Origin of the sequence: Streptomyces sp. NPDC059373 (genome assembly GCF_042751495.1) — a bacterium.
Taxonomy (GTDB): Bacteria; Actinomycetota; Actinomycetes; order Streptomycetales; family Streptomycetaceae; genus Actinacidiphila.
In genome coordinates, this window is sequence record NZ_JBHYXC010000032.1 from 1 (window position 1) to 24,414 (window position 24,414).

Sequence of the window (24,414 nt, forward strand, 5' to 3'; positions counted from 1 at the left end):
GGAGGACCATGCGGCCAGCGTGAGCCCCAGGACCACCGACGCCGCGACCACCGAGCCGACTTTCCCTCGCTTCACGACCTTCTTTCCGCTGGTGTCCGAAAGGCGTTCCACGATCTTGTTCTCGTCGACCACGAGTTCCTCCTAGGGGTACGGGACAGTCAGTGGAGATCACTTCTCCACTTAGTGGTCAGCCTAGCACTAGGTGGAGATCGAGCCTCCACTTACTGTCGTGGGGCGGACCCGTCCCGGCCGCCGACGGGGGCTGCGCTATAACATGAGGCGGAAAAAGCTCCCATGTCAGGAGACACGGCGACCCCTATGGCGGAGACTCCCCGGCCCGAGCGGCCCCCTCTGCGGCGCGACGCCGAGTTGAACCGCCGCCGCATCATCGCGGCCGCGCATGAGCTGTTCCGTGAACGGGGCCTCGGCGTCACCCTGGACGATGTGGCCCGCCATGCCGGAGTGGGTGTCGGTACCGCCTACCGGCGCTTCGCCAACATCGAGGAACTGATCGACGCGGTCTTCGACGACATGATCGACACCGTCGAGAAGCTGGCCCAGGAGGCGCTCGCCGACCCGGATCCATGGCACGGGCTGGTGGACTCGCTGGAGAAGGTCTGCGAGCTCCAGGCATTCGACCGGGGCCTGCGCCAGGTCATGCTGGGCACCGGTCGCGGCCCGCAGCGGCAGGGCCGCGTCCAACAACGCGTGAAGCCGGCGGTCGACGTCCTGATCGCACGCGCCAAGGAGCAGGGCACGCTGCGCGAGGACGTCCAGCCATGGGACCTCCCGATGATCCAGCTCATGGTCGCGTCCGTGACCGAGCAGACCGGCCACCCCGAACTCTGGCGCCGGTATCTGCACCTGATCCTCGACGGTCTGCGGAAACACCCCGACAGCAGCACCCCCCTCGTCGACGTCGGTTTCGACGAGGCTGTGCTGGTCGCCTCCCTCGACAGCGGCGCCGCACGCCAAGCACCGGCAACCGAGGGCGGACTGCGCGGACCGGCAGGCCGTACGCTCGGAAGCGCGGGACAGCGGGACAGCGGGAGGTAGGCGATGCGGGACGCGGACCCCGGGCTTTTCGGGCCGGATTCGGTGACCTGGCAGATGCACGGCGACCCGATGATGTGGATCGCCGGCGTCCGGGCGCTGTATCTGCAGGCACTGCACCCCCGTGCCGTACGCGGGGTCTTCCAGAACAGCGACTTCCGCAAGGACGCCTGGGGCCGCCTGCTGCGCACCGCCGACTTCGTGGGCACCATCACCTACGGCACCACGCTGGAGGCGGAGCGCGCCGCGGCCAAGGTCCGGGCGATACACCGCCGGCTGACGAGCACCGACCCGGCGACCGGGGAGCGGATTCCGGTGGATGCGCCGGAGTTGCTGATGTGGGTGCACTGCGCCGAGATCGACTCGTATCTCGCCGTGGCCCGCCGCTCCGGCTTCCCGCTCACCGACGCCCAGGCGGACGCGTACGTCGGCGAGCAGCGCACCGCCGCCCGGCTGATGGGCCTGGACCCGGCGGGCGTGCCGGCCGACACCGCCGAGCTCGCCGCGTACTTCGACAAGGTCCGCCCGGAACTGGCCGCCACGAACGAGGCCTTGGAGGTCTTCGCCTTTCTCCAGGCACCGCCGGTCCCCGGCGCCCTGCTGCCGGCCCGGGCCACCGTGTGGCACGGCGCGACCGCGCTCGCGTACGCCGCGCTGCCGCCCTTCGCGCAGGAGCTGTACGGCAGGCCGGTGCCGTCCGCGCCCACCGTCACGCGGCGGCTGCGGGCTACGGGCCGGGGTCTGCGGGCCGTACCGGCCTTCCTGCGCTGGCAGTTGCCGCCGGGACACATCGTGAAGGCGGTGGGCAGGCTCGGCCCGGGCACGCATCCGTCTGCGTACAGGTTGCGCAAACAGGAGAAAACGTGGCTCGCGCGTCCATACTGAGTGTGGGGAAGAAGCGGGGCGGAACGACGGGGGCGGCGGGCGCGCGATGGCGGCTGGGGCGTTGATCCAGGGCCGGTACAGGCTGCAGGAGCTGATCGGCCGGGGCGGGATGGGAGAGGTGTGGCGGGCGGTCGACGAGTCGCTCGGGCGGAAGGTCGCGGTCAAGTGCCTGAAGCCGGTGAGCACGTCGGCGGACGCCGGCTTCGCACGCGTGCTGCAGGAGCGGTTCCGGCGTGAGGCGAGGGTCGCGGCGGCGCTGCAGCACCGGGGAGTGACCGTCGTCCACGACTTCGGGGAGCACGACGGGGTCCTCTACCTCGTCATGGAGCTGCTCGACGGCCGCAATCTGCTGCAGGTGCTCCAGGACACCCAGGGCAATCCGCTGCCGGTGCCCGACGTGATGGACATCGCCGAGCAGGTCGCCGCGGCCCTCGCCTACACGCACGCGCAGGGCATCGTCCACCGCGACCTCAAGCCGGCCAACATCATGCGGCTCTCCGACGGCTCGGTGAAGATCTGCGACTTCGGCATCGCCCGGCTCGGCCACGACATCGGCTTCACGTCGCGGCTCACCGGCACCGGCGTCGCCATGGGCACACCGCACTACATGTCGCCCGAGCAGATCGGCGCGGACGAGGAGATCGACCACCGCAGCGATCTGTACTCGCTGGGCTGCGTTCTGTACGAGATCACCACCGGCGCCCCGCCGTTCGACCTCGGCGACGCCTGGGCCGTGCTCGTCGGGCACCGCGACACCGTGCCGGAGCCGCCCAGCGGCCACCGCGTCGGGCTGTCCGACGAACTGGACCGGCTCATCCTCGACCTGCTCGCCAAAGCCCCCGACGACCGCCCGCAGAACGCGGCCGACGTCGCCGGCCGCCTCAAGGCGATGCGGGCCGCGCCCTTTCCCACGTCCGTCCCCGCCGCCGCCCCCGCCGCCGGTCTGCCGTACTGGGCGCGGGACTCCGCCGTCCGCGCCGGCGGTCGGCGCACCACCGCCCCGCGTGCCGCCCGCACCCCGCCCGAGCTCACCGGCGCCTGGTCCACCCGCGCCGCGGTCCGGTCGGGCGCGCCCTCGCCGGGGCTGCTCGGCGTGCTCGCCGGACGCCATGACGCGGGCATCAGCCTCGCGCGCCTCGGCCGCTGGCAGGAGGCGGAGGAAACGCACCGCGCGGTCGCCGCCGAGCGGGAGCGGGTGTTCGGCGCCGACCACGAGGACACTCTCGCCAGCCGCTACGAGCTGGCCTTCTGCCTCAGCCGCCTCGGCCGCGCGGAGGAGGCGTTGCGCATGTACGAGTACGTCGCCGCCGCCCGGCACCGCCTCCTCGGCTCCGACCACCCCGCCACGCTGGCCGCACGGCAGGAGGCCGCGTACGTCCTCGGCCAGCTCGGCCGCCACGTCGACGCCCACCATGGCTACTCCGCCGTCCTCACCGCCCGCGAGCGCCTGCTCGGCGCCGACCACCCCGACACCCTGGCCTGCCGCCACAACCTCGCCTTCAACCTCGGGCGCCTCGGCCGGCTCGACGAGTCGTACATCATGGCCGCCGAGGTCGCCGCCGCCCGCGCCCGCGTGCTCGGCCCCGCCCATCCGGACACCCTGGCGTCGCGCTGCGAGGCCGCCTACCTGCTCGGGCAGCTCGACCGCTGGGCCGACGCGCTCGAGGCGTACCGCCAGGTCGCCGCCGTACGGGCCGAAGAGCTGGGCGACGAGCACCCGGACACCCTGGCCGCCCGCTACGAGATGGGCATCGCTCTCGGCCGCCTCGGCCGCAGCCCGGAGGCGTACGAGCTCTACCGCGACCTCGTCGCCTCCCGTACGCGCGCGAGCGGCGCCGCCGACCCCGAGACCCTGCGCGCCCGGCACGGCCTCGGCGTCAACCTCGGCCGCCTCGGCCGCTGGGAGGAGGCCCTCACCGAGGCCCGCGATGTCGCCGCCCTCCGCGAGCGGGTCCTCGGGCCCGACCACCCCGACACGCTCGTCAGCAAGCGCGAGATCGCCGTCGCCCTCGGCTGGCTCGGCCGCTGGACCACGGCCCTGTCCGTCTACCGCGACGTCGCCGACGCCCGCGAGCGGGTCCTCGGCCCCGCCCACCCCGACGCCCTCGCCAGCCGCAACGACGAAGCCCACTGCCTCGAACAGCTCGGCCGCGCCGGCGAGGCCCTCGCCCTCTACCGCCGCGTCGCCGCGCAACGGCGGGCGGAGCCCACCGGCTGACGCCGCCTACCCCCGATCCGGTGACCCGGGGTCGGGCAAAAATCTGACGCAGCGTCAGAAAAGGGGTTCCGATCACGCGCCGGCTGCGGCATCCTGCCGGGCATGGAGACGTCGCTGAGCAAGAGGCTGGGCATAGAGCACGCCATCTTCGGCTTCACGCCGTTCCCCGCGGTGGCGGCGGCGATCAGCCGGGCCGGGGGGATGGGGGTGCTCGGGGCCGTGCGGTACGCCGAGGCGGACGAGCTGGCGCGGAGCCTGGAGTGGCTGGACGCGAACACCGGGGACAGGCCGTACGGGCTGGATGTGGTGATGCCGGCGAAGAAGGTGGAGGGGGTCACCGAGGCGGACGTCGAGGCGATGATCCCGGAGGGGCACCGGCAGTACGTACGGGAGGTGCTGGCGAAGCACGGGGTGCCCGAACTGGGGCCGGACGACGTGTCGGGGTGGCGGATCACGGGGTGGATGGAGCAGGTGGCGCGGTCGCAGTTGGACGTGGCCTTCGAGCACCCGATCACGCTGCTGGCCAACGCGCTGGGCTCGCCCCCCGCGGATGTCGTCGAGCGCGCCCATGACCACGGCATCCTGGTCGCCGCCCTCGCCGGGAGCGCCCGGCACGCGAGGCATCACCAGGACGCCGGGATCGACATCGTCGTGGCGCAGGGCTACGAGGCCGGCGGCCACACCGGTGAGATCGGGAGCATGGTGCTGGTCCCGGAGGTCGTACGGGCCGTGGATCCGCTGCCGGTGCTGGCCGCCGGGGGTATCGGGACCGGCGAGCAGGTGGCGGCGGGGCTCGCGCTGGGAGCGCAGGGCGTGTGGCTCGGCTCGGTGTGGCTGACGGTCACCGAGGCCGAACTCCCCTCCCCGGCGCTGATAGCGAAGCTGCTGGCCGCCGGCTCCGGGGACACCGTCCGGTCCCGGGCGCTGACGGGCAAGCCGGCCCGGCAGTTGCGTACCGAATGGACCGAGGCCTGGGAGGACCCGACCGGCCCGGGGCCGCTGCCGATGCCACTGCAGGGGCTGCTGGTGGCCGACGCGATCAGCCGGATCCAGAAGTACGAAGTGGAGCCGCTGCTCGGCACACCGGTCGGCCAGATCGTCGGCCAGATGACCGAACAGCTCAGCGTGCAGGCCGTGTTCGACGAGCTGACGCGCGGCTTCGAGCGCGCCATCGACCGCCTGAACCGCGTGGCGGGCCGCTCATGACCGCCCCCCGGACCGCCCCCAACGGCTTCTGGGCCCAGGCCGCCGCCGACCCCGACCGCGTCGTGCTGACCGCCCCGGACGGCGAGCAGTGGACCGCCGGCCGCCTGCACGACGACGCCAACCGGCTCGTCCACGGGCTGCGAGCGGCCGGACTGCGGCCCGGTGACGCGGTCGCCGTCGTCCTGCCCAACGGGGTCGAGTTCTTCACCGCCTATCTGGCCGCCTTCCAGGCCGGGTTCTACCTCGTTCCCGTCAACCACCACCTGGTCGGCCCCGAGATCGCCTGGATCGTCGCCGACTCCGGCGCCAAGGTGCTGATCGCCCACGAGCGTTACGCCGACCAGGCCCGCGCCGCCGCCGACGAGGCCGGACTCCCGGCCGACCGCAGGCACGCCGTGGGCCGGGCCCAGGGCTTCCGCCCGTACGAAGACCTCCTGGCCGGCCGGCCGGCCACCCCGCCGGCCGACCGCACCAGCGGCGGCATCATGAACTACACCTCCGGCACCACCGGCCGCCCCCGCGGCATCCGCCGCCCGCTGTCCGGAAAGCCCCCGGAGGAGACGTATCTCGGCGGATTTCTCGGGGTGTTCGGCATCAAGCCCTTCGACGGCAACACCCACCTGGTCTGTTCGCCGCTCTACCACACCGCCGTGCTCCAATTCGCGGGCGCCGCCCTGCACATCGGCCACCCCGTCGTCCTCATGGACCGGTGGACCGCCGAGGAGATGCTGCGGCTCATCGACCGCCACCGCTGCACCCACACGCACATGGTGCCGACCCAGTTCCACCGCCTCCTCGCCGTCCCCGACGACGTCAAGCGGCGATACGACGTCTCCTCCATGCGCCACGCCATCCACGGCGCCGCGCCCTGCCCCGAGCACATCAAGCGCGCCATGCTCGACTGGTGGGGCCCCTGCGTTGAGGAGTACTACGCCGCCAGCGAGGGCGGCGGCACCTTCGCGCCCGCCGCCGACTGGCTCAAGAAGCCCGGCACGGTCGGCAAGGCCTGGTCCTTCAGCGAGATCGCCATCCATGACGACGACGGCAACCGCCTCCCGCCGGGTGAACTCGGCACTGTCTACATCAACATGAAGACCGGAGGCTTCCGCTACCACAAGGACGAGGACAAGACCCGCAAGAACCGCATAGGCGACTTCTTCACGGTCGGCGACCTCGGCTACCTGGACGAGGACGGCTACCTCTTCCTCCGCGACCGCAAGATCGACATGATCATCTCCGGCGGGGTCAACATCTACCCCGCCGAGATCGAAGCCGCCCTCCTCACCCACCCCGCCGTCGCCGACGCCGCCGCCTTCGGCATCCCCCACGCCGACTGGGGCGAGCAGGTCAAAGCCGTCGTCGAGGCCGCCCCCGGCCACACCCCCGGCCCCGAACTCGCCGCCGCCCTCCTCGCCCACTGCGAACAGCGGCTCGCCGGCTACAAGCGCCCCAAGTCCGTCGACTTCATCGCCGAGATGCCCCGCGACCCCAACGGCAAGCTCTACAAGCGCCGCCTGCGCGAGCCGTACTGGGCCGGCCACGACCGTCCGCTGTGAGCGGACCGTCGGTCCGGCCCCGGGCCGGGTGGGTAGCGTCAACCGTGTGACAGATCTTCCGACGGTCGAAGCGAACGGCATCAAGCACGCCTACCGCGTCTCGGGCGCGCCCGACGGACCGCCGGTCCTGCTGCTGCACGGCCTCGGCGGGAACGGCGCCGACTGGGACGAGGTGGTGGCCGCACTCGCCGCGACCCACCGCGTCCACGTCCTCGACCAGCGCGGGCACGGCCGCAGCGACTGGCCGGGGGAGTACTCGCCGGAGCTGATGCGCGACGACACCCTGGCCTTCCTCGACGCGCTCGGCCTCGGCGAGGTGGCCCTGATCGGCCATTCGATGGGCGCCCTCGTCGCGTATCTCGTGGCGGCCGCCGAGCCCGCACGGGTCACCCGGCTGGTGCTGGAGGAGCCGCCCGCGCCGGACCCCGTCCACCCCAGGCGCGTCGTGCCCACCGGGCCCGCCGCCGACGACACCTGCGACTGGCGTGCCGTAGCCGCCGTACGGAGCCGGCTCAACGCCCCCGACCCGAGCTGGTGGAAGCTCTTCGACGCCATCACCGCGCCCACCCTCGTCGTCGCGGGCGGCGCGGCCAGCACCCTCTCGCAGGACGGAATGGCCGCGATCGCCGACCACGTCCCGGACGGCCACCTGGTCACGATCGAGGCCGGCCACCTCGTCCACGCCACGCGCCCCGCCGAATTCCTCGCCGAGGTGAAGGGGTTCCTTCTTGTGACGGCCTAACGGACCGGCAGCCCCGCCCGCTGCCACGCCTGGAATCCGCCTTCCAGGTCGGTGGCCCGGGGCAGGCCGATGTCCAGCAGCGAGGCCGCCGCCAGACTCGACGTATAGCCCTCCTGGCACGCCACGATCCACCGCACGTCGTGCCCCGTCGCCTCCGGGATCCGGGCGTCGCTCAGCGGGTCGAGCCGCCACTCCAGCACATTGCGCTCGATCACGAACGCCTCCGCGAACTCACCCTCCGCCGCCCGCTGCGCCGCCGGCCGGATGTCCACCAGCAGGGCCTCCCCGGCCGCGAGCTCCTTCGCCGCCTGGTGCGGCCCGACGCGCTCCAGACGGGTCCGCGCCCGCTCCAGCATCCGGTCGATTCCCGAGGTGGTCATCGTGCGCTCTCCAGCAGGGGCTCGGGCTCCGGCTCGTCGGTGAGCACGGTGCGGGTGCGGCGCAGCGAGCCGGCCTCGTCCACCGCGTAGTACGACATCGCGGTCAGCGGCGGCGAGTACGCGTGCACGCTCACCGCCGGTTCGCCGGCCGCGTTCACCACATCGTGCACATGGCCGAGCGGAAACGCCGCGCCACGTCCCGCGCCCAGTTCCCGGGTCACGATCCCGCCGCCGCCCCGGCCGTCGTAGGCCCAGCGGTGCTCGGTGAGGCGGCCGCGTACGACGCTGAGCGCGCCGAGCGAGCCGGCGTGGTCGTGCAGCTCGGTGGAGGTGTCGCCGGGCCAGGTGATCAGCCATACGTCGACGTAGGGATCCCGGTGCAGCCGGGTGAACCAGCGGCGGGCCGGGTCATGGGTCGGCAGGTGCGCGCCGCCCTCGACGGCGGCGGCGTAGCCGCGCACGAGTGTCTGAAGCTGGGAGAGGACGAGCGGGGTGGGACCGCCCGCCCGGTCGGACAGGGCCATGGGCATTGCTCCGGAGCGTTACCGCGACACGCCCGGCCGGCCGCGCTTCGGCGGTGCGGGACACGGGGGAGGTCGCTGGGTGGTCGGGGGGCGGAATCAGCCCCGACGACAGCTCTGGTCGAAATGATGCGCACGACGACCTGGCCACAGCGGCCCCAGGTTCCAGATGTTCGTACGCATAGTGCTTATGAAAGCACACCTCCGGCCGTTCGCAGGGTCAGGTCCGGATGGTGGTCAGGTCCTCCGCTCAGCCTCCGGCGACACGCGAGGCGATCTGCCGGGCGCACTCGAGGGATTCCGTATGCCCGGTGTCCACGACCAGGTCGTACGACACGCCCCGGTGCACCAGCTCCGCCTGTGACCGTGCCATTCCCGCCGCCCGGTCGCCCCGGGCGGTCTCGCGTCCCGCCGCGATCGCGGCGTCGCAGCGCACCCCGACCCACAGCACGTCCAGCCCCCGCAGGGCCTTGCGCCACCGCTCCTGCGAGGCCGGGCCGCCGAGGAAGACCTCGTCGACGATGATCCGCGCCCCGGCGTGCGCCATCGCCCCGATGCCTTGCGCCCACGCCTCGTCCAGCGCCTTGAAGGCGTCGCCGATCGTGACCTCGCCGTTCGGGCCGAACTCGATCCCGGCGCCGGAGGACTCCATGGCGGCAGGCATCGCGGCGATGAGCGTGTCGACGCCGAAGGTCAGCCACGGATCCGGCAGCACGACCTGGAGGCATCGCGCGATGCCGGACTTGCCGGAGCTGGAACCGCCGTTCAGAACGATCACTTGGGTGGGCATGGTGTGAGGCTAGTGCTGCTGCCCCGCGCGGTGGGCGGCGACGGTGGTGCGGCCGGCGCAGATGTTGCCGCAGCAGCGGCGGCTGCGGTTGCATGACTGGTCGACGAAATCGGCGAGACGGAGGAGGCCCGGGAACTGCGGGCGATCGTCGCTGTGACGGCGGAAGAGCTGGACCTGGAGTGGCTCAAGCAGAAATGATCGTCGGGTGCGCGTGATGACGTGGAATCTCTGGTGGCGGTTCGGGCCCTGGGAGCAGCGACGGGACGCGATTCTCGCCGTGCTGCGCGAGGAACGGCCCGACGTGGTCGGGCTGCAGGAGGTGTGGGCGCAGGGCGACGACAATCTCGCCGGCTGGCTCGCCGAGCAGCTCGGCATGCACTGGACCTGGGTCGCGTCGGATGCCCCCGAGCGCTTCCACAAGCGGCTGGGGGACTCGACGGTCGACGTCGGGAACGCGGTGCTCAGCCGGTGGCCGATCGCCGGGCGCGACACGCTGCGGCTGCCGGTCGGGGACGGTCAGGACGACGGACGGACGGCGCTGTACGCGCTGTTGGACGCGCCGGGGCAGCGGATTCCCTTCTTCACGGCCCATCTGAACTCCGCACCCCATGAGTCGGACGTGCGGTGCCTGCAGGTCAGGGCCATCGCCCACTTCATCGCGGCGAAGCGTGCGGTGTCCGACTTCCCTCCGGTCATCACCGGGGACTTCAACGCCGAGCCGGACTCCGACGAACTACGGCTGTTCGGCGGCCTCAAGACGGCGCCGGTCGTCAAGGGCCAGGTGTTCATCGACGCGTGGCGGCTGGCCGATCCGTCGGCGCCGGAGGTGACCTGGGACCTGGTCAACCCCTATGCCGCGCAGACCTTCGAGTGGGGCTCGCGCATCGACTACGTCCACGTCGGCACGGCAGGTCCCGGCGGCATCGGCCACATCCGCACCGCCCGCCGCGCCGCCGACGCCCCGGTCGACGGCGTCTGGCCGTCGGACCACACGGCGGTCATCGCGGAGCTCGCCCAGTGACGTACGTACTGGAAGCGCTGGTCGCCGACGCCGACCTGCTCGACGTGCTCACCCAGGACCTCGCCGCCTCCCGCCTGGCACCCCTCGCCCAGGGGCTGGCCCTCATCCCGATGACCCGGGCGCTCGCCCACGCCCTCGACGACGGCCGCGACGACCGGCCGCTCGGCTTCTGGCAGTTGCCCAGCGGCTTCGACCGGGTCCTCGCCGACCGCTCCCAGGACGGTCCGATCGCCTACGTCGAGGCCGATTACTTCGGCGGCACCGGCGAGCAGCGCTCAGCCGTCTGGGACGCAGGCGCCCTCGTCCTCGGGCCGCTCCACCTCCCCGAGTACCAGCCCTTCCCCGCCGACGGCAGCCCGATCTCCCAGGCACTGCGGCGCCTCGGCGCGTCGGCGGGGGACGCCTTCGACGAGTTCGCGGCGGTGAGCCTCGCGTCGCACCGCCATACGGAGGACTGGGCCGCCGCCTAGCCACCCCGCCGCTCCTCATCCGGCCCCGCGCAAGATCGGCGGGACAGGCCCTCACAGCTAGGGTGGAGCGGTGATCGTTCAAGCCACAGGGGAACGTCGTGCCCGGGGCTGGTACCTCGCGGCCGCCGGGGTGTTCGCGGTCGGGATGGCCGGGACCACGCTGCCGACGCCGCTGTACGGGCTCTACGAGGAACAGATCGGTTTCTCCGAACTGATGGTGACGGTCGTCTTCGCGGTCTACGCACTCGGCGTGATCGCCGCGCTGCTGGTCGCCGGTGACTTCTCCGACATTCTCGGCCGCCGCCCGGTGCTGCTGTTCGCTCTGGGGCTGTCCTTCCTGAGCGCGGTGTGCTTTCTGAGCGAGGGCGGGCTGCCGCTGCTGTTCCTGGGCCGGCTGCTGTCGGGATTCTCCGCGGGACTCTTCAGCGGGGCGGCGACAGCTGCCGTACTGGAGCTGGCGCCCCCGGAGCTGCGCGGACGGTCGGGATTCGCCGCCACGGCCGCCAACATGGGCGGCCTCGGCTGTGGTCCCCTGTTGTCGGGTTTCCTGGCGCAGTACGCGCCGTGGCCGCTCAAGCTGCCCTTCCTGGTGCACATCGCGCTGCTTGTCGCGGCCTTCGCCGTCACCCGCGCCCTGCCGGAGACGGTGGCGCGTCGCGATCCCCGTCCGCCGCTGCGCCCTCAGGGCATGGTCGTACCCCAGGAGATGCGCGGAGTGTTCGTGACGGCCGGGCTGGCCGGCTTCGCCGGCTTCGCCATGCTGGGACTGTTCACCGCGGTGGCGCCGAGCTTCCTCTCCCAGACCCTGGGGGAGGACAATCTGGCCGTCACCGGCCTGGTCGTCTTCTCGGTGTTCTGCTCCTCCACGGCCGGCCAGTTCCTGATGAGCCGGGTGGGCGTGCGGCGCGCCCTGCCCACCGGTTGCCTGGTCCTGACGGCCGGTATGGCCCTCGTGGCAGTCTCCCTCTGGGTGGAGTCCCTGCCCGTGCTGGTCGTGGGCGCCGTGGTCGGGGGCCTCGGCCAGGGCCTGGGTTTCCGCGCCGCCCTGACCAGCGTGAGTGCGGCGGCCCCGGACGAGCACCGTGGCGCGACGATCTCGGCCTTCTTCGTCGTCGCCTACGTCGGAATCTCCCTGCCGGTGGTCGGAGTCGGGGCCCTCACCCTGGCCCTGGGGCTGCGCGACGCGGGTCTGATCTTCGCAGGGTGCGTGATTCTGCTGTCGGCGGGTGTGGGCGTGTTCCTCCTGCGCCGGCCCCCGCAGACGGAAACGGCCTAGCCGATCAGGCTCTTCTTCGGCCGGACCACGCAGAACTCGTTGCCTTCCGGGTCGGCGAGTACGGTCCACGACTCGGTGCCGCCCTGCCCGATGTCCACCCGGCGGGCGCCGAGCGCGAGGATCCGCTCGATCTCGGCGTCCCGGTCCTCCGGGTCGGATGTCAGATCGAGGTGGAGGCGGTTCTTGACCCTCTTCCTGTCCGTCACCGGCATGAAGCAGATACCCACCGGCGCCGTCTCGTCGGGGCCGATCACGACCTCCCGCTCCCGCTCGGACAGGATCCGCCAGTCCAGCACCTGGGCCCAGAAACGGGCCAGGGCGGGCAGGTCGTGGGCGTCGACGACGATGTGATGCAGCGACAGAGGCATGCCGCCAGTGTGAGACCTAGGGTCTGTCTTCCGGATCAGGCTGGATCAGGGAGCGGGGTCTGGTGCGGTGCATCGCAAGGCGGAGGTGGGGGCACCCCCAGCCGTCAGGGCTGGGGGAGGAGACGACGCGGTGGGGGCACCTCCCAGCCGCCAGGCTGGGGGACGTCGGCGACCGACGACAACGCCGCGAGGCGCCGTGCCTGGGGGCACTCCCCCAGCCTTCGGCCGGGGGGACCCCCACCCAGCGTCCAGCTGGGGGAGCGTCGCGAGCCCAGCATGATCCGGAAGACAGACCCTAGAGACGGAAGCCGTAGGCCCGCTCGACGCGCGCGATCTCGATGCTGTACGCCGAGTACCAGCGATCGCGGCCGAGCCGCTGCGCCTCCAGGTGCTCGGGGTGTGCCTTCCAGGCGGCTATGGACTCCTCGTCCGCGTAGTAGATGACCACCAGGTCGCGTCCGTCCGCGTCCGTCAGCGACTCGCGGCCCAGATAGCCCGGTTGGGCCTCACCGAGCTCGGCCATGCGCGTGCCCATGGTGGCGTAGCCCTCGGGGTCCTCGCCGCTGGGCCAGGAGCTGATGATGACGGCGTAGTACGGCGGCTCGGGGCGGGCGAAGGACAGAGGTGAGGACACAGGCCGACGGCTCCATTCGGTAAGGAACGTAGTCCGCTGATGCTACTGGCGGGCGCCCTCGGTCGCGATGTCGCGGGCCCAGCGGTAGTCGGCCTTGCCGCTGGGGGAGCGTTGGATGCGGGGGGTGATGACGAGGCTGCGGGGGATCTTGTAACCGGCGAGGCGGGCGCGGCAGTGGGTCTGGATCTGCTCCAGGGTGGGCCGGGGGGCGCCGGCGCGGAGCTGGACGACGGCGGCGACGTGGTTGCCCCACTTCTGGTCGGGGACGCCGGCGACCAGGGCGTCGTAGACGTCGGGATGGGCCTTGAGGGCCTCCTCGACCTCCTCGGGGTAGACCTTCTCGCCGCCGGTGTTGATGCACTGGGAGCCGCGGCCGAGGACGGTGACGACGCCGTCCTCGCCGACCGTGGCCATGTCGCCGAGCAGGACCCAGCGTTCGCCGTCGCGCTGGAAGAAGGTCTGGGCGGTCTTGGCCGGGTCGTTGTAGTAGCCGAGCGGCACGTGTCCGCGCAGCGCGATCCGGCCGGGCTCGCCCGGGGCCACGGGGGCCAGGGTGGCCGGGTCCACCACCGCGATGTGGGAGTTGACGCGCAGCCGGAAGCCCTTGGCCGGGCCGGAGTCGGCGGTGGCGGTGCCGTTGAAGCCGGATTCCGACGAGCCGAAGTTGTTGAGGATCACGGCGTTCGGCACCAGCTCCTGGAACTGGTCCCGTACGGTCTCCGACAGGATCGCACCGGAGCTGGAGACGCTGAACAGCGACGAGCAGTCGGTGCCCTTGAGCGGCCCGGCGAGCGCGTCGGCCAGTGGCCGCAGCATCGCGTCGCCGACCAGGGAGACACTGGTGACCCGTTCCCGGTCGATGGTGCGGAGCACCTCCTCGGGCACGTACTTACGGTGGATGACGACCTTCTGGCCGAAGTTGAAGGCGATGAACGCGGTCAGCGTCGACGTCCCGTGCATCAGCGGCGCGGTGGGGAAGAACACCAGCCCCTCGCCGCCCGCCGCGACCCGCTCCGCCAGCTCCTCGGGCCGCTTGACCGGTTCGCCGGTCGGGGCGCCGCCGCCGAGGCCGGAGAAGAAGAGGTCCTCGTGGCGCCACATGACGCCCTTGGGCAGACCGGTCGTGCCGCCGGTGTAGATGATGAACTGGTCGTCGGCGGACCGCGGCCCGAAGTCCCGCCCCGGTGAGCCCGAGGCCTCGGCCTCGGCGAACGGCACCGGCGCGACCGCCGGTTCGGGCGTGTCGTCCGGCGCGGCCCCGACCCGTATGAGGTGCCGCAGCTTCGGCGCGTGCGGGAGCGCGGCGGCCACGCGCCCGGTGAACTCGGAGTCGAAGACGAGGGCGGCCAGGTCCGCGTCGCGGTAGAGGTAGGCCAGTTCGTCCTCCACGTAGCGGTAGTTGACGTTGACGGGGACGGCGCGGATCTTCATGCAGGCGAACGCGGTCTGCAGATACTCCACGCAGTTGTAGAGATACAGCCCGACATGCTCTCCTGGCTTGATGCCGCTGTCGGCGAGATGGTGCGCCAGCCGGTTCGCAGCGGCGTCCAGCCCGGCGTAGGTGAGCCGGCGTTCGGCGCCCGTGCCCGGATGGTCGGCATGCACCAGCGCCTCGCGGTCCGGAACGGTGTCGACCACCGACTCGAAGAGGTCGGCAAGGTTGTACTCCACGGCTCCTCCTGACCCGAACACGGTCCCGGCGCCCGTCATTAGAGCGCCCTCCGCGTGGGCTGTGAAGGGGGTTCGCACGAAGAATCTGACTGGTAGTCAGAAAAGTATTGAACTTGACCTGCGCCTACTGCAACCTGTTAGGGCCTGGCCGCCAGGCCCTGGGTCTGCGATGGGAGTACGCCATGGGCGGCACCGAACACCTCACGGTGGAGCGCGTCGGCGCGACACTCGTACTGACCCTCAACCGGCCGGAGGCCAAGAACGCGCTGTCGCTGCCGATGCTCGTCGGCCTCTACGACGGCTGGGTGGAGGCCGACGAGGACGACGCGATCCGTTCCGTCGTCCTCACCGGCGCCGGCGGCTGCTTCTGCTCCGGCATGGATCTCAAGTCCCTGGCCTCGGACGGCGGTCTGGCCGGGCAGCAGTACCGGGACCGGCTCACCGCCGACCCCGATCTCCACTGGAAGGCCATGCTCCGCCACCACCGCCCCCGCAAACCGGTCATCGCGGCCGTCGAAGGGCCCTGCGTGGCCGGCGGCACGGAGATCCTCCAGGGCACGGACATCCGCATCGCCGGGCGCAGCGCGGTCTTCGGGCTGTACGAAGTCCGGCGCGGGCTCTTCCCGATCGGCGGCTCCACGGTTCGGCTCGCCCGGCAGATCCCGCGCACGCACGCGCTGGAGATGCTGCTGACCGGGCGCCCGTACGACGCGGAGGAGGCGGCGCGGATCGGTTTGATCGGATCCGTTGTGTCGGACGGCACGGCGCTCGACAGGGCGCTGGAAACGGCCGAACTGGTCAACGCCAACGGTCCGCTCGCGGTGGAGGCGGTCAAGGCGTCCGTCTACGACACCGCCGAACTCAGCGAGGCGGACGGCCTCCGTCACGAACTCCGGTCCGGCTGGCCGATCTTCGGTACGGCCGACGCCAAGGAGGGGGCCCGCGCTTTCGCGGAACGGCGGGCGCCGGTGTTCCGCCGTGCGTGAGGCGTGCGGTCGCTGTGGCGGGGGCTCATCCCCCACCCCGCCCCTTCCCGAAACCAGGGGGCAAGCCCCCTGGACCCCCGGGTTGCGATGGTGGGGCCGCGCCCCATGCCCCTCGGGGTTGCCGCCCCGGGCACTTCCCGCCGGGGGCCCAATCATCACCCGGCGGCGCCACCTCGGCCGTCAACAAGGAGAAGGACAGGCCCCATGACATCATCCCCCGCGCCGGCGGAGACGCTGCGTGCGCCGCTGGTCGTCGAGTTCCCGTTCACCCGTTCGCTGGGGCCGGTGCAGAGCGCTTTCCTCACGGGCCTCCGGGAGCGCACGGTGCTGGGCGTGCGCACGGCCGACCGCCAGGTCCTCGTGCCGCCGGTGGAGTACGACCCCGTGACGGCGGAGGAGATACGGGAGTTGGTCGAGGTCGCGCCGACCGGCACCGTGACGACGTGGGCCTGGAATCCGGCGCCGCGGGCGAACCAGCCGTTGGGGGTGCCGTTCGCGTGGGTGCTGGTGCGGCTGGACGGAGCGGATACGGCGCTGTTGCACGCGTTGGACGCGCCGGGGGGACCGGAGGCGGTGCGGACAGGGATGCGGGTGCGGATCCGGTGGGCGGAGGAGCGGGGCGGAGCGATCACGGACATCGCGTGCTTCGAGCCGTACGACGGAGAAGAGACCGGCGAAGCCACGCCGCACAGGGGGGAGTTCGCGGATCCGGTGACCGGGATCGTGGCTGCGGCTCGGCTGGACTACACGTACAGCCCGGGCCGGGCCCAGTCCCGCTATCTGAACGCCCTCGTGGCGGAGCGAAAGACGCTGGGGGAGCGCTGCCCGTCGTGCCGCAAGGTCTATGTGCCTCCCCGGGGGGCCTGCCCGACCTGCGGGGTGGCGACGGACGAGCAGGTGGAGGTCGGCCCGCGCGGGACGGTCACGACGTACTGCATCGTCAACATCAAGGCGCGGAACCTGGACATCGAAGTCCCGTACGTCTACGCCCACATCGCGCTGGACGGCGCCGACCTGGCGCTGCACGGCCGGATCGGCGGGATGCCGTACGACCAGGTCCGGATGGGGCTGCGGGTCGAGGCGGTGTGGACGGAGGAGGGCCGGTACCCGGACCACTACCGGCCGACCGGGGAGCCGGACGCGGACTACGACATGTACAAGGAGCTGCTGTGAGGGATGCCGCCGAGGTCGCCGTCGTCGCTTTCGCCCAGACCCGGCACGTGCGCGACAGCGCCGACGTGTCCGAGGTCGAGCTGCTGATGCCGGTCCTGCACGAGGTCCTGGACCGGACCGGCCTGAAAGCGGGCGAGATCGGGTTCACGTGCTCCGGGTCGTCCGACTACCTGGCAGGCAGGGCGTTCTCCTTCACCATGGCGCTGGACGGGGTCGGGGCCTGGCCGCCGATCTCGGAGTCCCATGTCGAGATGGACGGGGCGTGGGCGCTCTACGAGGCCTGGGTCAAGATCCTCACCGGCGAGGCGGAGACCGCGGTGGTCTACGCGTACGGCAAGTCGTCGCCCGGCGACGTGCGCGACGTGCTGACCCGCCAGTTGGACCCGTACTACGTCGCCCCGCTCTGGCCGGACTCGGTCGCGCTGGCCGCGCTCCAGGCCCGGGCACTCATCGACGCGGGCGCGACCGACGAACGCGAATTGGCCGCCGTCGCCGTACGCAACCGCACCGCCGCCACCGGCAATCCGTACGCGCAGCTCACCGGCCCCCAGCCGCCCGGCGACTACGTCGTGGCCCCGCTGCGCCGCGCCGACTGCCCGCCGGTCGGGGACGGCGCCGCCGCCGTGATCCTGGCCGCCGGGGACACCGCGCGGCGGCTGTGCGCGCGCCCGGCGTGGATCAGGGGCATGGACCACCGGATCGAGGCGCACAGCCTGGGCGTACGCGACCTCACCGACTCCCCGTCGACGCGCCTGGCCGCGCGGAACGCCGGGCTCTTCGACGCGCCGGTCGACACCGCGGAGCTGCACGCCCCCTTCAGCTCCCAGGAAATCGTGCTGCGCCGGGCGCTCCGCCTCACCGACGACGTCACCGTCAACCCCTCCGGAGGGCCGCTGGCCGCCAACCCGGTCATGGCCGCCGGGCTGATCCGCCTGGGCGAGGCCGCCGCCCGCATCCACCGCGGGGAGTCGGACCGGGCCGTGGCGCATGCCACCTCGGGGCCGTGCCTTCAACAGAACCTCGTCGCCGTCCTGGAAGGGGAAGACCGGTGAAGGAGCCCGTGGCCGTCGTCGGGATCGGCCAGACCAAGCACACCTCGGCGCGCCGGGACGTCTCGATCGCCGGGCTGGTCCGCGAGGCCGCCGTGCGGGCCCTGGAGGACGCGGGCATGACCTGGCAGGACATCGACGCGGTGGTCATCGGCAAGGCCCCGGACTTCTTCGAGGGCGTGATGATGCCGGAGCTCTACCTCGCCGACGCCCTCGGCGCGGTCGGCAAGCCGATGCTGCGCGTCCACACCGCCGGTTCGGTCGGCGGCTCCACGGCCCTGGTCGCCGCGAACCTCGTCGCCGCCCGCGTCCACCGCACCGTACTGACCCTGGCCTTCGAGAAGCAGTCCGAGTCCAACGCCATGTGGGGCCTGTCGCTGCCCATCCCCTTCCAGCAGCCGCTCCTGGCCGGGGCGGGCGGCTTCTTCGCGCCCCACGTACGTGCCTACATGCGGCGGACCGGCGCGCCCGACAGCATCGGCTCGCTCGTCGCCTACAAGGACCGCCGCAATGCGCTGAAGAATCCGTACGCGCACCTCCACGAGCCGGACATCACCCTGGAGAAGGTGCGGGCCTCGCCCATGCTCTGGGACCCGATCCGCTACTCCGAGACCTGCCCGTCGTCGGACGGCGCGTGCGCCATGGTCCTCACGGACGCGGCGGGCGGCCGCCGCGCCCCGCACGCGCCGGCCTGGGTGCACGGCGGCGCCATGCGCAGCGAGCCGACCCTTTTCGCGGGCAAGGACTTCGTCAGCCCGCGCGCGGGCCGGGACTGCGCGGCGGATGTCTACCGGCAGGCCGGGATCGCCGATCCGCGCCGGGACATCGACGTGGTCGAGATGTACGTGCCCTTCTCCTGGTACGAGCCGATGTGGCTGGAGAACCTCGGCTTCGCCGCCGAGGGCGAGGGCTGGAAACTCACCGAGTCCGGCGTCACCGAACTCGACGGCGACCTGCCCGTCAACCCCTCCGGCGGCGTCCTGTCCACCAACCCCATCGGCGCCTCCGGCATGCTCCGCTTCGCCGAAGCCGCCCTCCAGGTACGCGGCCGGGCCGGCGACCACCAGGTCCCCGGCGCCCGCCGCGCCCTGGGGCACGCGTACGGGGGAGGGGCACAGTTCTTCTCGATGTGGCTCGTGGGATCCGACCGGCCGGGCGCGTGAAACCGGGCCCGGGGCTGGGCAGGTTGTTCCTGGACCTGTCCGGCGCCAGGCGGGCTGTATACGCTGGGCCGGACGACGATGTCGGGAGGAGCGGACGTGTCAGAAAGCACGATCGACAAGCGGCTGCACGGCGAACCGAAGCCGGAGCTCGACCTGACGAACGCGGACTGGCTCTCCAGCGGACGAGGTATCGGCGACGTCCAGGTCGCCTTCGTCGAGGGCTTCACCGCCATGCGGGACCGGCGTGACCCCGACGGGCCCGCCCTGATCTTCACCCCGGCCGAATGGCGGGCCTTCGTACTCGGCGCCCGCGACGGCGAGTTCGACCTGACCTGACGTCATGCGGCAGCTCGCCCTCGTACGACGACGGCGAGCTGCCGGACGAACCGTTACGGCCAGGGCCCCAGCTCCGGGACCTCCGCGCCCGAGAAGGCCAGAGTCCCGGCCGGCTCGCGGCCCGCCATCCACGCGGTGAGATCGGTCAGGGCCCCGCGTACCACCACGGTCTCGCCGCTGCCGAGGACCCGCTTGTCCGGGCCGTCGACCGCCGTCAGCTCCAGCCGGATGCCTTCGGGCGTGCGGGGCGCGAGATGGTCCAGGACGTGGCCGCAGAAGTCCCGCGACCAGTCGGACGAGCCGTACCCCAGATCGGCGTCCGCCGTATGGATCCCCAGCTCCCGCCACCAGGCCGCCAGGACGGCCGCCACGTCCGCGTCGCGGTAGCGCACCGCCCGGCCCCGGTCCTGCGGGCCGACGGCCGACCACGTCTCCCGCGTCTGCGCGAGCGCCGCGCCCACGGCGTACGTCAGTTCCTTGGCCGAACGGGAGGCTCCCGCCTCGATCGCCGCGTCCCGGGCCGGTCGGCCCCCGTCGTACGGGTCGATCAGCTCGCCCCTGAGCGCGAAGCGCGCCTGGCGGGCGAGTGCGAGGCTGACGCCTTCGATGTGCGAGAGGACGTGCGCGCGGCTCCAACCGGGCAGGGCGCTCGGGCCGCGGGCGGTGTCGTCGGTGAGGGCGGCGACCAGGGTGAGCAGCCGGTCGTGGCCCTCGAAGATCGTCGGCAGCAGATTGCCCGGATTCACGGCCACAGCAGTTCTTTCTCCCAAGCGCCGTCCACGCGGCGGTAGTCGAGGCGGGTGTGATTGCGGTACCGATCGCCCTGCCAGAATTCGGCCTGCTCGGCCCGCAGGTTGTAGAGCGTCCAGCCGGGGGCGACGAGCCCCGGGTCGCGGTCGAGGGCGGCCAGGGACTCCTTCACGGCGGCTTCGCGGGCGGGCAGGTCGGTCAGCGGCCGGCTCTGCCGGCCCAGAAGTGCCTCGGCGCGGGCGGCGGCCCCCCGGGCGAGGAAGTCGGCGGCGCTGTCGGTGGGCGGGGCCGTGGTGACGCGGCCGCGCACCCGCACCTGGCGAGCCTGGGCCGGCCAGTAGAAGGTCAGTGCCGCGGACGGGCGTTGGGTGAGATCGCGGCCCTTGCGGCTGCCGGAGTGGGACGCGAATTGCCAGCCGTGCGGCGACACGTCCTTGAGGATCAGCACCCGCGCCGAGGGTTCGCCGTCCCCGTCCGCCGTCGACAGCGTCATCGCGTGCGGCTCCGGCACCCCGGCGCGTACGGCGCGGAGCAGCCAGTCGGTGAACAGTTCGACCGGATCGTCCGGGGCGGCCCCGGGATCGAATCCGGGAAGTTCACCCGCGAAGACCTCCAGACCCCGCAGTAGTTCACGCATGGTCGGCGACGACATGCGGCCCCCCTCCTACGTAATGGTTAGTCGAGACGATAGCATTAGCCTCATGCCAGGAGAACGCGATCTGACCAAGCTGCTGAGCGGCATGAAGCCCCAGCTCAACCCCGGCCGGTACGTCTTCACGACGGTCCCTGGCAGCCGTGAAGTCCCCGGCGGCGTCCGGCCCGTGGCGACCGTCGCCGAGGACGAGGGGCTCACGCTCGTCGTGCCGCAGGAGGAGGCCGACCGGGCGGGTCTGGGCTACGACTACGTGGCGGCGTGGATCACGCTGCGCGTGCACTCGGCGCTGGACGCCGTCGGGCTGACCGGCGCCTTCGCGACCGCGCTGGCGGAGGCCGGACTGAGCTGCAACGTGGTGGCCGGCTTCCATCACGACCACCTTTTCGTGCCGTACGAGCACGCTGAGGAGGCTGTGGTGATCCTCAAGGCCCTCACCGGACAAGGCGCCTGAAACAGCGTCAAGATTCGGCCACCAACACCTCACGGACCGTGCTCCCGGGCGTTACGCTGAGGCGCACCGGAGCTGGGGGTGCACGATGTCGCAGCGGGCGACGACACCGGGACAACGGCGGCTGCTCGAACGCGAGGCAGAGCTGGTAGCCGTGGACGAGGCGCTGAGCGCCCTCACCGGTGCGGGAGGCAGCGACGGCGGAGCGAGGCCGCGCGGCGGACTGCTGGCGTTCGCCGGACCGGCGGGGCTCGGCAAGACCACCCTGCTGGCCGAGACCCGGCGCCGGGCGGCCGCCAGGGGCTGCACGGTGCTGTCGGCGCGCGGCGGCGACCAGGAACAGCGGGTCGCCTTCCACGTGGCCCGGCAGTTACTGCAACCGCAACTCGCCGGCACCGGCGAGGCCGCGCTCCGCGCCACGCTGGGCAGTTGGTACGGGATCGTGGGCCCCGCCCTCGGGCTGTGCGTGCCGGAGACGGGCGCACCGCCGGACCCGCAGGGCATCGGCGACGGCCTGGCCTGGGTGCTCACCCATATCGCGGTGCAACGCGCCCCCGTCGTCCTGGTCCTGGACGACGCGCACTGGGCGGACCCGGAGTCCCTGGCCTGGCTGGTGGCATTCGCACCGCGCGCCGAGGATCTCGCGATGCTGATCGTCGTGGCCTACCGCCCTGACGAACTGCCGCCCGCTGCCGAGTCGTTCCGGGGCCTGCCCGGCCGGGCAGGCACCCGGCCCATCGACCTCGAACCGCTCAGCGCCCGGGCCATCGGCCGGCTCGTACGCGACTCGGTCGGCCCGCACGCCGACGACGCCTTCTGCCGCGAGTGCTGGGCGGTCACCGCGGGCAACCCCTTCGAGGCCGTCGAACTGACCGCCAAGGTCCGCGACCGTGGCCTGCGGCCCGACGAGTCCAGCGCCCACCTGCTGCGGGACCTCGCCGCCGCCGTCAAGGGACACGGCCTGATCACCCGTCTGGAACGGCTCGGACCGTCCACCGTGCGCCTCGCCTGGGCCGCCGCCGTACTCGGCACCTCGATCCCGCCCGCGCTCGCCGCGAGCGTCGCAGGACTCGGCGGCGAGCAGGCGGCCGACGCCGTGGACCGGCTGCGCCAGGTCCGGATCCTCACCGGCGGCGACACCCTGGAGTTCGTCCACCCGCTCATCGCCACCGCCGTCTACCGGGCGATCCCGGACGCCATCCGGGTCGCCCTGCACGGCCAGGCCGCCTGGTCGGTCGTGGACGCCGGCCTCGGCCCCTCGACGGCCGCCCGGCACCTCCTGGAGACCCACCCCGAGGGCGACCCCTGGGTCGTACAGCAGCTGCGCAAAGCCGCCGGCGAGACCCTGCGGGCCGGGGCCCCCGCCGCCGCCCGCCGCTACCTGGCCCGGGCGTTGCGCGAGCCGCCGTCCTTCGACGAGCGGGCCGCCGTCCTGTACGAACTGGGCTGCTCGTCGCTGCTCACCGAGCCCGCCACCACCGTCAACCACCTGCGCGCCGCCCTGGAGGAGCCGATCGCCGACCCGGCGCTGCGCGAAGGCATCGTCTACCGGCTCTCCCAGGCCCTCGCCCACAGCGACCGGCTCGGCGAGGCCGCCGACACCATCGGCCTGGCGGCCCGCACCGCCACCAGCGCCAGGGCCCGGCTGCGGATGAAGTCCGAGCAGTTCATGTGGGACGCCTTCCGCGCCGACGAACCCGACTCGCCCGCCCGCTCCCGCCGGCTGGCCAATCTCGCCGACCGCCTCACCGGCCGCGACCTCACCGAGCGCTACATCATCGGGCTGCGCGCCTGGGACGCCACCCTGCGCGCCGAGCCCGCGCACGTGGCCATCCAGCACGCCGAACGCGCCCTGCGCGGCGGCCTGCCCTGGGCCCTTGAGGACCGGGGCTTCGAGGTCCCCGTCCTGACCGCCCTCACCTTCATGTACGCCGACCGGCCCGGCCGCGCCGAGGAGCTGTTCGCCGCCGGCATCTCCGACTTCGAACGCCAGGGCTGGCGCGGCGCCCACCTCGCCTTCGGCTACGCGCTCCTCGGCTACATCCGCTACCGGCGGGGCCGCCTCACCGAGGCCGAGGACTTCGCCCGCGACGGCCTGCGGCTGGCCGAGCGGGTCGGCCGGGGCACCCCCGTCCAGTGGTACTGCGTCGCCATCCTCGTCCAGGTCCTGATCGCCCGGGGCCGGGTCCGCGAGGCCGGACAACTCGCCGAGGAGTACGACTTCGGCGCGCCCTTCCCGGCCGCCGTGGTCTTCCCGGACGCGCAGGCCGTGCACGGCGAACTGCTGCTCGCCCAAGGCCTGCACCGGGAGGCCGCCACCGAGCTGGCCGCCGTCGGCCGCCGCCTCGACCCGCGCGGCATGCGCAACCCCGCCTGGTGCCCCTGGCAGCTCCACCTCGCGCTCGCCGAGGCGCACGACGCGCCGGAACGGGCCCGCGTCACCGCCGGGGAAGCCGTCGAGCGCGCCCGGCAGTTCGGCACCGCCTCGGCGATCGGCACCGCGCTGCGGACCGCCGCCGAGGTGGCCGCGGGGCCCGCCGAACGGGCCAAGACGCTGGAGGAGGCCGTCGGGTACCTGGAAGGCTCCCCCTCCGGCTACGAACTCGCCCGCGCCCTGGTCGACCACGGCACCGCCCTGCGGCGCACCGGCAGCGTCCACGACGCCGCCGAGCAGCTCTACCGCGGCCTGGAGGGCGCCCTCCTCTGCGGCGCCGACGGCCTCGCCGAACGCGCCCGTGAGGAACTCGCCGCCGCCGGACTGCGCCCCCGCAGGCTCCGTACCACCGACACCGACACCGACGCCCTCACCGCCCAGGAACGCACCGTCGCCGCCCGCACCGCCCGGGGCGCCGGCCCGGCCGACATCGCCCACGAGCTGGGCACCGACGAGCGCGCCGTGGCCCGGCTGCTGTCGGCCGTCTACCGCAAGGTCGGCACCGACGCGTCCGGCCTGGCCCAGGCGCTGGGCGAGGGGATCCTCGATCCGCCGTAGAGGCTGCCCGTCCCGGCCACCCGGGGTCACCACCCCGGGGCACGCAGGGGCGCGGGCCACGTACGATGGGC

At 72.7% G+C, this 24,414-nt stretch carries 24 protein-coding genes; 16 read left to right on the plus strand and 8 right to left on the minus strand.

Annotated features, from left to right (window positions below; translation table 11 throughout):
• Window positions 1-318 precede the first annotated feature (318 nt).
• The 6 genes from ACFXJ5_RS31070 to ACFXJ5_RS31095 all read left to right on the plus strand — a co-directional run bounded on the left by ACFXJ5_RS31070 (window position 319) and on the right by ACFXJ5_RS31095 (window position 7,660).
• Window positions 319-1,056: a TetR/AcrR family transcriptional regulator gene (locus ACFXJ5_RS31070; protein ID WP_384638366.1), complete on the plus strand. Its 738-nt coding sequence runs from the start codon at window positions 319-321 to the stop codon at window positions 1,054-1,056.
• A gap of 3 nt (window positions 1,057-1,059) precedes the next feature.
• A complete protein-coding gene (locus tag ACFXJ5_RS31075) occupies window positions 1,060-1,938 on the plus strand; it encodes an oxygenase MpaB family protein (protein ID WP_384638369.1) in 879 nt (292 codons plus the stop codon).
• Between the two features lie 46 nt (window positions 1,939-1,984).
• On the plus strand, window positions 1,985-4,156 hold the full coding sequence (locus ACFXJ5_RS31080; protein ID WP_384638372.1) for a tetratricopeptide repeat protein: 2,172 nt from the start codon (window positions 1,985-1,987) through the stop codon (window positions 4,154-4,156).
• 102 nt (window positions 4,157-4,258) lie between these two features.
• The gene (locus tag ACFXJ5_RS31085; protein WP_384638375.1) at window positions 4,259-5,362 is read left to right on the plus strand and encodes an NAD(P)H-dependent flavin oxidoreductase; all 1,104 of its coding nucleotides are present in this window, start codon (window positions 4,259-4,261) and stop codon (window positions 5,360-5,362) included.
• On the plus strand, window positions 5,359-6,918 hold the full coding sequence (locus tag ACFXJ5_RS31090) for an acyl-CoA synthetase (RefSeq protein ID WP_384638378.1): 1,560 nt from the start codon (window positions 5,359-5,361) through the stop codon (window positions 6,916-6,918). The genes ACFXJ5_RS31085 and ACFXJ5_RS31090 overlap by 4 nt, the downstream gene beginning before the upstream one ends.
• Window positions 6,919-6,964: 46 nt before the next feature.
• Window positions 6,965-7,660 carry an alpha/beta fold hydrolase gene (locus tag ACFXJ5_RS31095; RefSeq protein WP_384638381.1) on the plus strand — a complete coding sequence of 232 codons (696 nt, stop codon included), beginning with the start codon at window positions 6,965-6,967 and terminating at the stop codon, window positions 7,658-7,660.
• Here ACFXJ5_RS31095 and ACFXJ5_RS31100 read toward each other — a convergent pair.
• From ACFXJ5_RS31100 to cpt, 3 genes are all read right to left on the minus strand, one after another.
• Window positions 7,657-8,040, minus strand: a complete 384-nt coding sequence (locus tag ACFXJ5_RS31100) for a rhodanese-like domain-containing protein (RefSeq protein WP_384638384.1) — start codon at window positions 8,038-8,040, stop codon at window positions 7,657-7,659. The two genes, ACFXJ5_RS31095 and ACFXJ5_RS31100, sit on opposite strands and share 4 nt — an antisense overlap.
• Complete coding sequence (locus ACFXJ5_RS31105) at window positions 8,037-8,564, minus strand: cysteine dioxygenase (protein WP_384638387.1); 528 nt, start codon at window positions 8,562-8,564, stop codon at window positions 8,037-8,039. Before ACFXJ5_RS31105 ends, ACFXJ5_RS31100 begins: the two co-directional genes overlap by 4 nt.
• 247 nt (window positions 8,565-8,811) lie before the next feature.
• Window positions 8,812-9,351, minus strand: a complete 540-nt coding sequence (gene cpt, locus ACFXJ5_RS31110; RefSeq protein WP_384638390.1) for a chloramphenicol phosphotransferase CPT — start codon at window positions 9,349-9,351, stop codon at window positions 8,812-8,814.
• A gap of 214 nt (window positions 9,352-9,565) precedes the next feature.
• On the opposite strand from cpt, the gene ACFXJ5_RS31115 reads away from it, so the two are divergent.
• The 3 genes from ACFXJ5_RS31115 to ACFXJ5_RS31125 all read left to right on the plus strand — a co-directional run bounded on the left by ACFXJ5_RS31115 (window position 9,566) and on the right by ACFXJ5_RS31125 (window position 12,118).
• Entirely contained in the window at window positions 9,566-10,372 is an 807-nt protein-coding gene (locus tag ACFXJ5_RS31115) for an endonuclease/exonuclease/phosphatase family protein (RefSeq protein ID WP_384638393.1), read from the plus strand.
• Window positions 10,369-10,842 (plus strand): hypothetical protein, encoded by a 474-nt coding sequence (locus ACFXJ5_RS31120; RefSeq protein WP_384638395.1) that lies wholly within the window; start codon window positions 10,369-10,371, stop codon window positions 10,840-10,842. Before ACFXJ5_RS31115 ends, ACFXJ5_RS31120 begins: the two co-directional genes overlap by 4 nt.
• A gap of 145 nt (window positions 10,843-10,987) precedes the next feature.
• Complete coding sequence (locus ACFXJ5_RS31125) at window positions 10,988-12,118, plus strand: MFS transporter (protein ID WP_384638538.1); 1,131 nt, start codon at window positions 10,988-10,990, stop codon at window positions 12,116-12,118.
• Here the strand turns inward: ACFXJ5_RS31125 and ACFXJ5_RS31130 are convergent.
• The 3 genes from ACFXJ5_RS31130 to ACFXJ5_RS31140 all read right to left on the minus strand — a co-directional run bounded on the left by ACFXJ5_RS31130 (window position 12,115) and on the right by ACFXJ5_RS31140 (window position 14,791).
• On the minus strand, window positions 12,115-12,486 hold the full coding sequence (locus ACFXJ5_RS31130; protein WP_384638398.1) for a VOC family protein: 372 nt from the start codon (window positions 12,484-12,486) through the stop codon (window positions 12,115-12,117). The genes ACFXJ5_RS31125 and ACFXJ5_RS31130 overlap by 4 nt on opposite strands.
• Window positions 12,487-12,781: 295 nt before the next feature.
• Complete coding sequence (locus ACFXJ5_RS31135; protein WP_384638400.1) at window positions 12,782-13,120, minus strand: antibiotic biosynthesis monooxygenase family protein; 339 nt, start codon at window positions 13,118-13,120, stop codon at window positions 12,782-12,784.
• A gap of 42 nt (window positions 13,121-13,162) precedes the next feature.
• Window positions 13,163-14,791: an acyl-CoA synthetase gene (locus ACFXJ5_RS31140; RefSeq protein WP_384638403.1), complete on the minus strand. Its 1,629-nt coding sequence runs from the start codon at window positions 14,789-14,791 to the stop codon at window positions 13,163-13,165.
• A 182-nt stretch (window positions 14,792-14,973) separates the two neighbouring features.
• Between ACFXJ5_RS31140 and ACFXJ5_RS31145 the strand changes: the two genes are divergently transcribed.
• From ACFXJ5_RS31145 to ACFXJ5_RS31165, 5 genes are all read left to right on the plus strand, one after another.
• On the plus strand, window positions 14,974-15,777 hold the full coding sequence (locus ACFXJ5_RS31145; RefSeq protein ID WP_384638406.1) for a crotonase/enoyl-CoA hydratase family protein: 804 nt from the start codon (window positions 14,974-14,976) through the stop codon (window positions 15,775-15,777).
• 204 nt (window positions 15,778-15,981) lie between these two features.
• Window positions 15,982-16,950: a Zn-ribbon domain-containing OB-fold protein gene (locus ACFXJ5_RS31150; protein ID WP_384638407.1), complete on the plus strand. Its 969-nt coding sequence runs from the start codon at window positions 15,982-15,984 to the stop codon at window positions 16,948-16,950.
• On the plus strand, window positions 16,947-18,002 hold the full coding sequence (locus ACFXJ5_RS31155) for a thiolase domain-containing protein (protein ID WP_384638410.1): 1,056 nt from the start codon (window positions 16,947-16,949) through the stop codon (window positions 18,000-18,002). Before ACFXJ5_RS31150 ends, ACFXJ5_RS31155 begins: the two co-directional genes overlap by 4 nt.
• Window positions 17,999-19,162 (plus strand): thiolase domain-containing protein, encoded by a 1,164-nt coding sequence (locus ACFXJ5_RS31160; protein ID WP_384638413.1) that lies wholly within the window; start codon window positions 17,999-18,001, stop codon window positions 19,160-19,162. Before ACFXJ5_RS31155 ends, ACFXJ5_RS31160 begins: the two co-directional genes overlap by 4 nt.
• A gap of 78 nt (window positions 19,163-19,240) precedes the next feature.
• A complete protein-coding gene (locus ACFXJ5_RS31165) occupies window positions 19,241-19,498 on the plus strand; it encodes a DUF397 domain-containing protein (protein WP_384638416.1) in 258 nt (85 codons plus the stop codon).
• Between the two features lie 53 nt (window positions 19,499-19,551).
• Here the strand turns inward: ACFXJ5_RS31165 and ACFXJ5_RS31170 are convergent, their stop codons facing one another.
• Window positions 19,552-20,250 (minus strand): maleylpyruvate isomerase family mycothiol-dependent enzyme, encoded by a 699-nt coding sequence (locus ACFXJ5_RS31170; protein ID WP_384638418.1) that lies wholly within the window; start codon window positions 20,248-20,250, stop codon window positions 19,552-19,554.
• Window positions 20,241-20,900, minus strand: a complete 660-nt coding sequence (locus ACFXJ5_RS31175) for a pyridoxal 5'-phosphate synthase (protein WP_384638421.1) — start codon at window positions 20,898-20,900, stop codon at window positions 20,241-20,243. Before ACFXJ5_RS31175 ends, ACFXJ5_RS31170 begins: the two co-directional genes overlap by 10 nt.
• Window positions 20,901-20,949: 49 nt before the next feature.
• Here ACFXJ5_RS31175 and ACFXJ5_RS31180 point away from each other — a divergent pair, with 49 nt between their 5' ends.
• Both ACFXJ5_RS31180 and ACFXJ5_RS31185 read left to right on the plus strand, forming a co-directional pair.
• Window positions 20,950-21,354 carry an ACT domain-containing protein gene (locus tag ACFXJ5_RS31180; protein ID WP_384638424.1) on the plus strand — a complete coding sequence of 135 codons (405 nt, stop codon included), beginning with the start codon at window positions 20,950-20,952 and terminating at the stop codon, window positions 21,352-21,354.
• An 85-nt stretch (window positions 21,355-21,439) separates the two neighbouring features.
• A complete protein-coding gene (locus tag ACFXJ5_RS31185) occupies window positions 21,440-24,343 on the plus strand; it encodes an ATP-binding protein (protein ID WP_384638427.1) in 2,904 nt (967 codons plus the stop codon).
• Window positions 24,344-24,414 lie beyond the last annotated feature (71 nt).

Bases quoted from the DNA above. Each gene is read 5' to 3' on its own strand.
- ACFXJ5_RS31070 (WP_384638366.1), top strand. From the start codon at position 319: ATGGCGGAGACTCCCCGGCCCGAGCGGCCCCCTCTGCGGCGCGACGCC.
- ACFXJ5_RS31075 (WP_384638369.1), top strand. From the start codon at position 1,060: ATGCGGGACGCGGACCCCGGGCTTTTCGGGCCGGATTCGGTGACCTGG.
- ACFXJ5_RS31080 (WP_384638372.1), top strand. From the start codon at position 1,985: ATGGCGGCTGGGGCGTTGATCCAGGGCCGGTACAGGCTGCAGGAGCTG.
- ACFXJ5_RS31085 (WP_384638375.1), top strand. From the start codon at position 4,259: ATGGAGACGTCGCTGAGCAAGAGGCTGGGCATAGAGCACGCCATCTTC.
- ACFXJ5_RS31090 (WP_384638378.1), top strand. From the start codon at position 5,359: ATGACCGCCCCCCGGACCGCCCCCAACGGCTTCTGGGCCCAGGCCGCC.
- ACFXJ5_RS31100 (WP_384638384.1), bottom strand. From the start codon at position 8,040: ATGACCACCTCGGGAATCGACCGGATGCTGGAGCGGGCGCGGACCCGT.
- ACFXJ5_RS31105 (WP_384638387.1), bottom strand. From the start codon at position 8,564: ATGGCCCTGTCCGACCGGGCGGGCGGTCCCACCCCGCTCGTCCTCTCC.
- cpt (WP_384638390.1), bottom strand. From the start codon at position 9,351: ATGCCCACCCAAGTGATCGTTCTGAACGGCGGTTCCAGCTCCGGCAAG.
- ACFXJ5_RS31115 (WP_384638393.1), top strand. From the start codon at position 9,566: ATGACGTGGAATCTCTGGTGGCGGTTCGGGCCCTGGGAGCAGCGACGG.
- ACFXJ5_RS31125 (WP_384638538.1), top strand. From the start codon at position 10,988: ATGGCCGGGACCACGCTGCCGACGCCGCTGTACGGGCTCTACGAGGAA.
- ACFXJ5_RS31130 (WP_384638398.1), bottom strand. From the start codon at position 12,486: ATGCCTCTGTCGCTGCATCACATCGTCGTCGACGCCCACGACCTGCCC.
- ACFXJ5_RS31145 (WP_384638406.1), top strand. From the start codon at position 14,974: ATGGGCGGCACCGAACACCTCACGGTGGAGCGCGTCGGCGCGACACTC.
- ACFXJ5_RS31150 (WP_384638407.1), top strand. From the start codon at position 15,982: ATGACATCATCCCCCGCGCCGGCGGAGACGCTGCGTGCGCCGCTGGTC.
- ACFXJ5_RS31165 (WP_384638416.1), top strand. From the start codon at position 19,241: ATGTCGGGAGGAGCGGACGTGTCAGAAAGCACGATCGACAAGCGGCTG.
- ACFXJ5_RS31175 (WP_384638421.1), bottom strand. From the start codon at position 20,900: ATGTCGTCGCCGACCATGCGTGAACTACTGCGGGGTCTGGAGGTCTTC.
- ACFXJ5_RS31180 (WP_384638424.1), top strand. From the start codon at position 20,950: ATGCCAGGAGAACGCGATCTGACCAAGCTGCTGAGCGGCATGAAGCCC.
- ACFXJ5_RS31185 (WP_384638427.1), top strand. From the start codon at position 21,440: ATGTCGCAGCGGGCGACGACACCGGGACAACGGCGGCTGCTCGAACGC.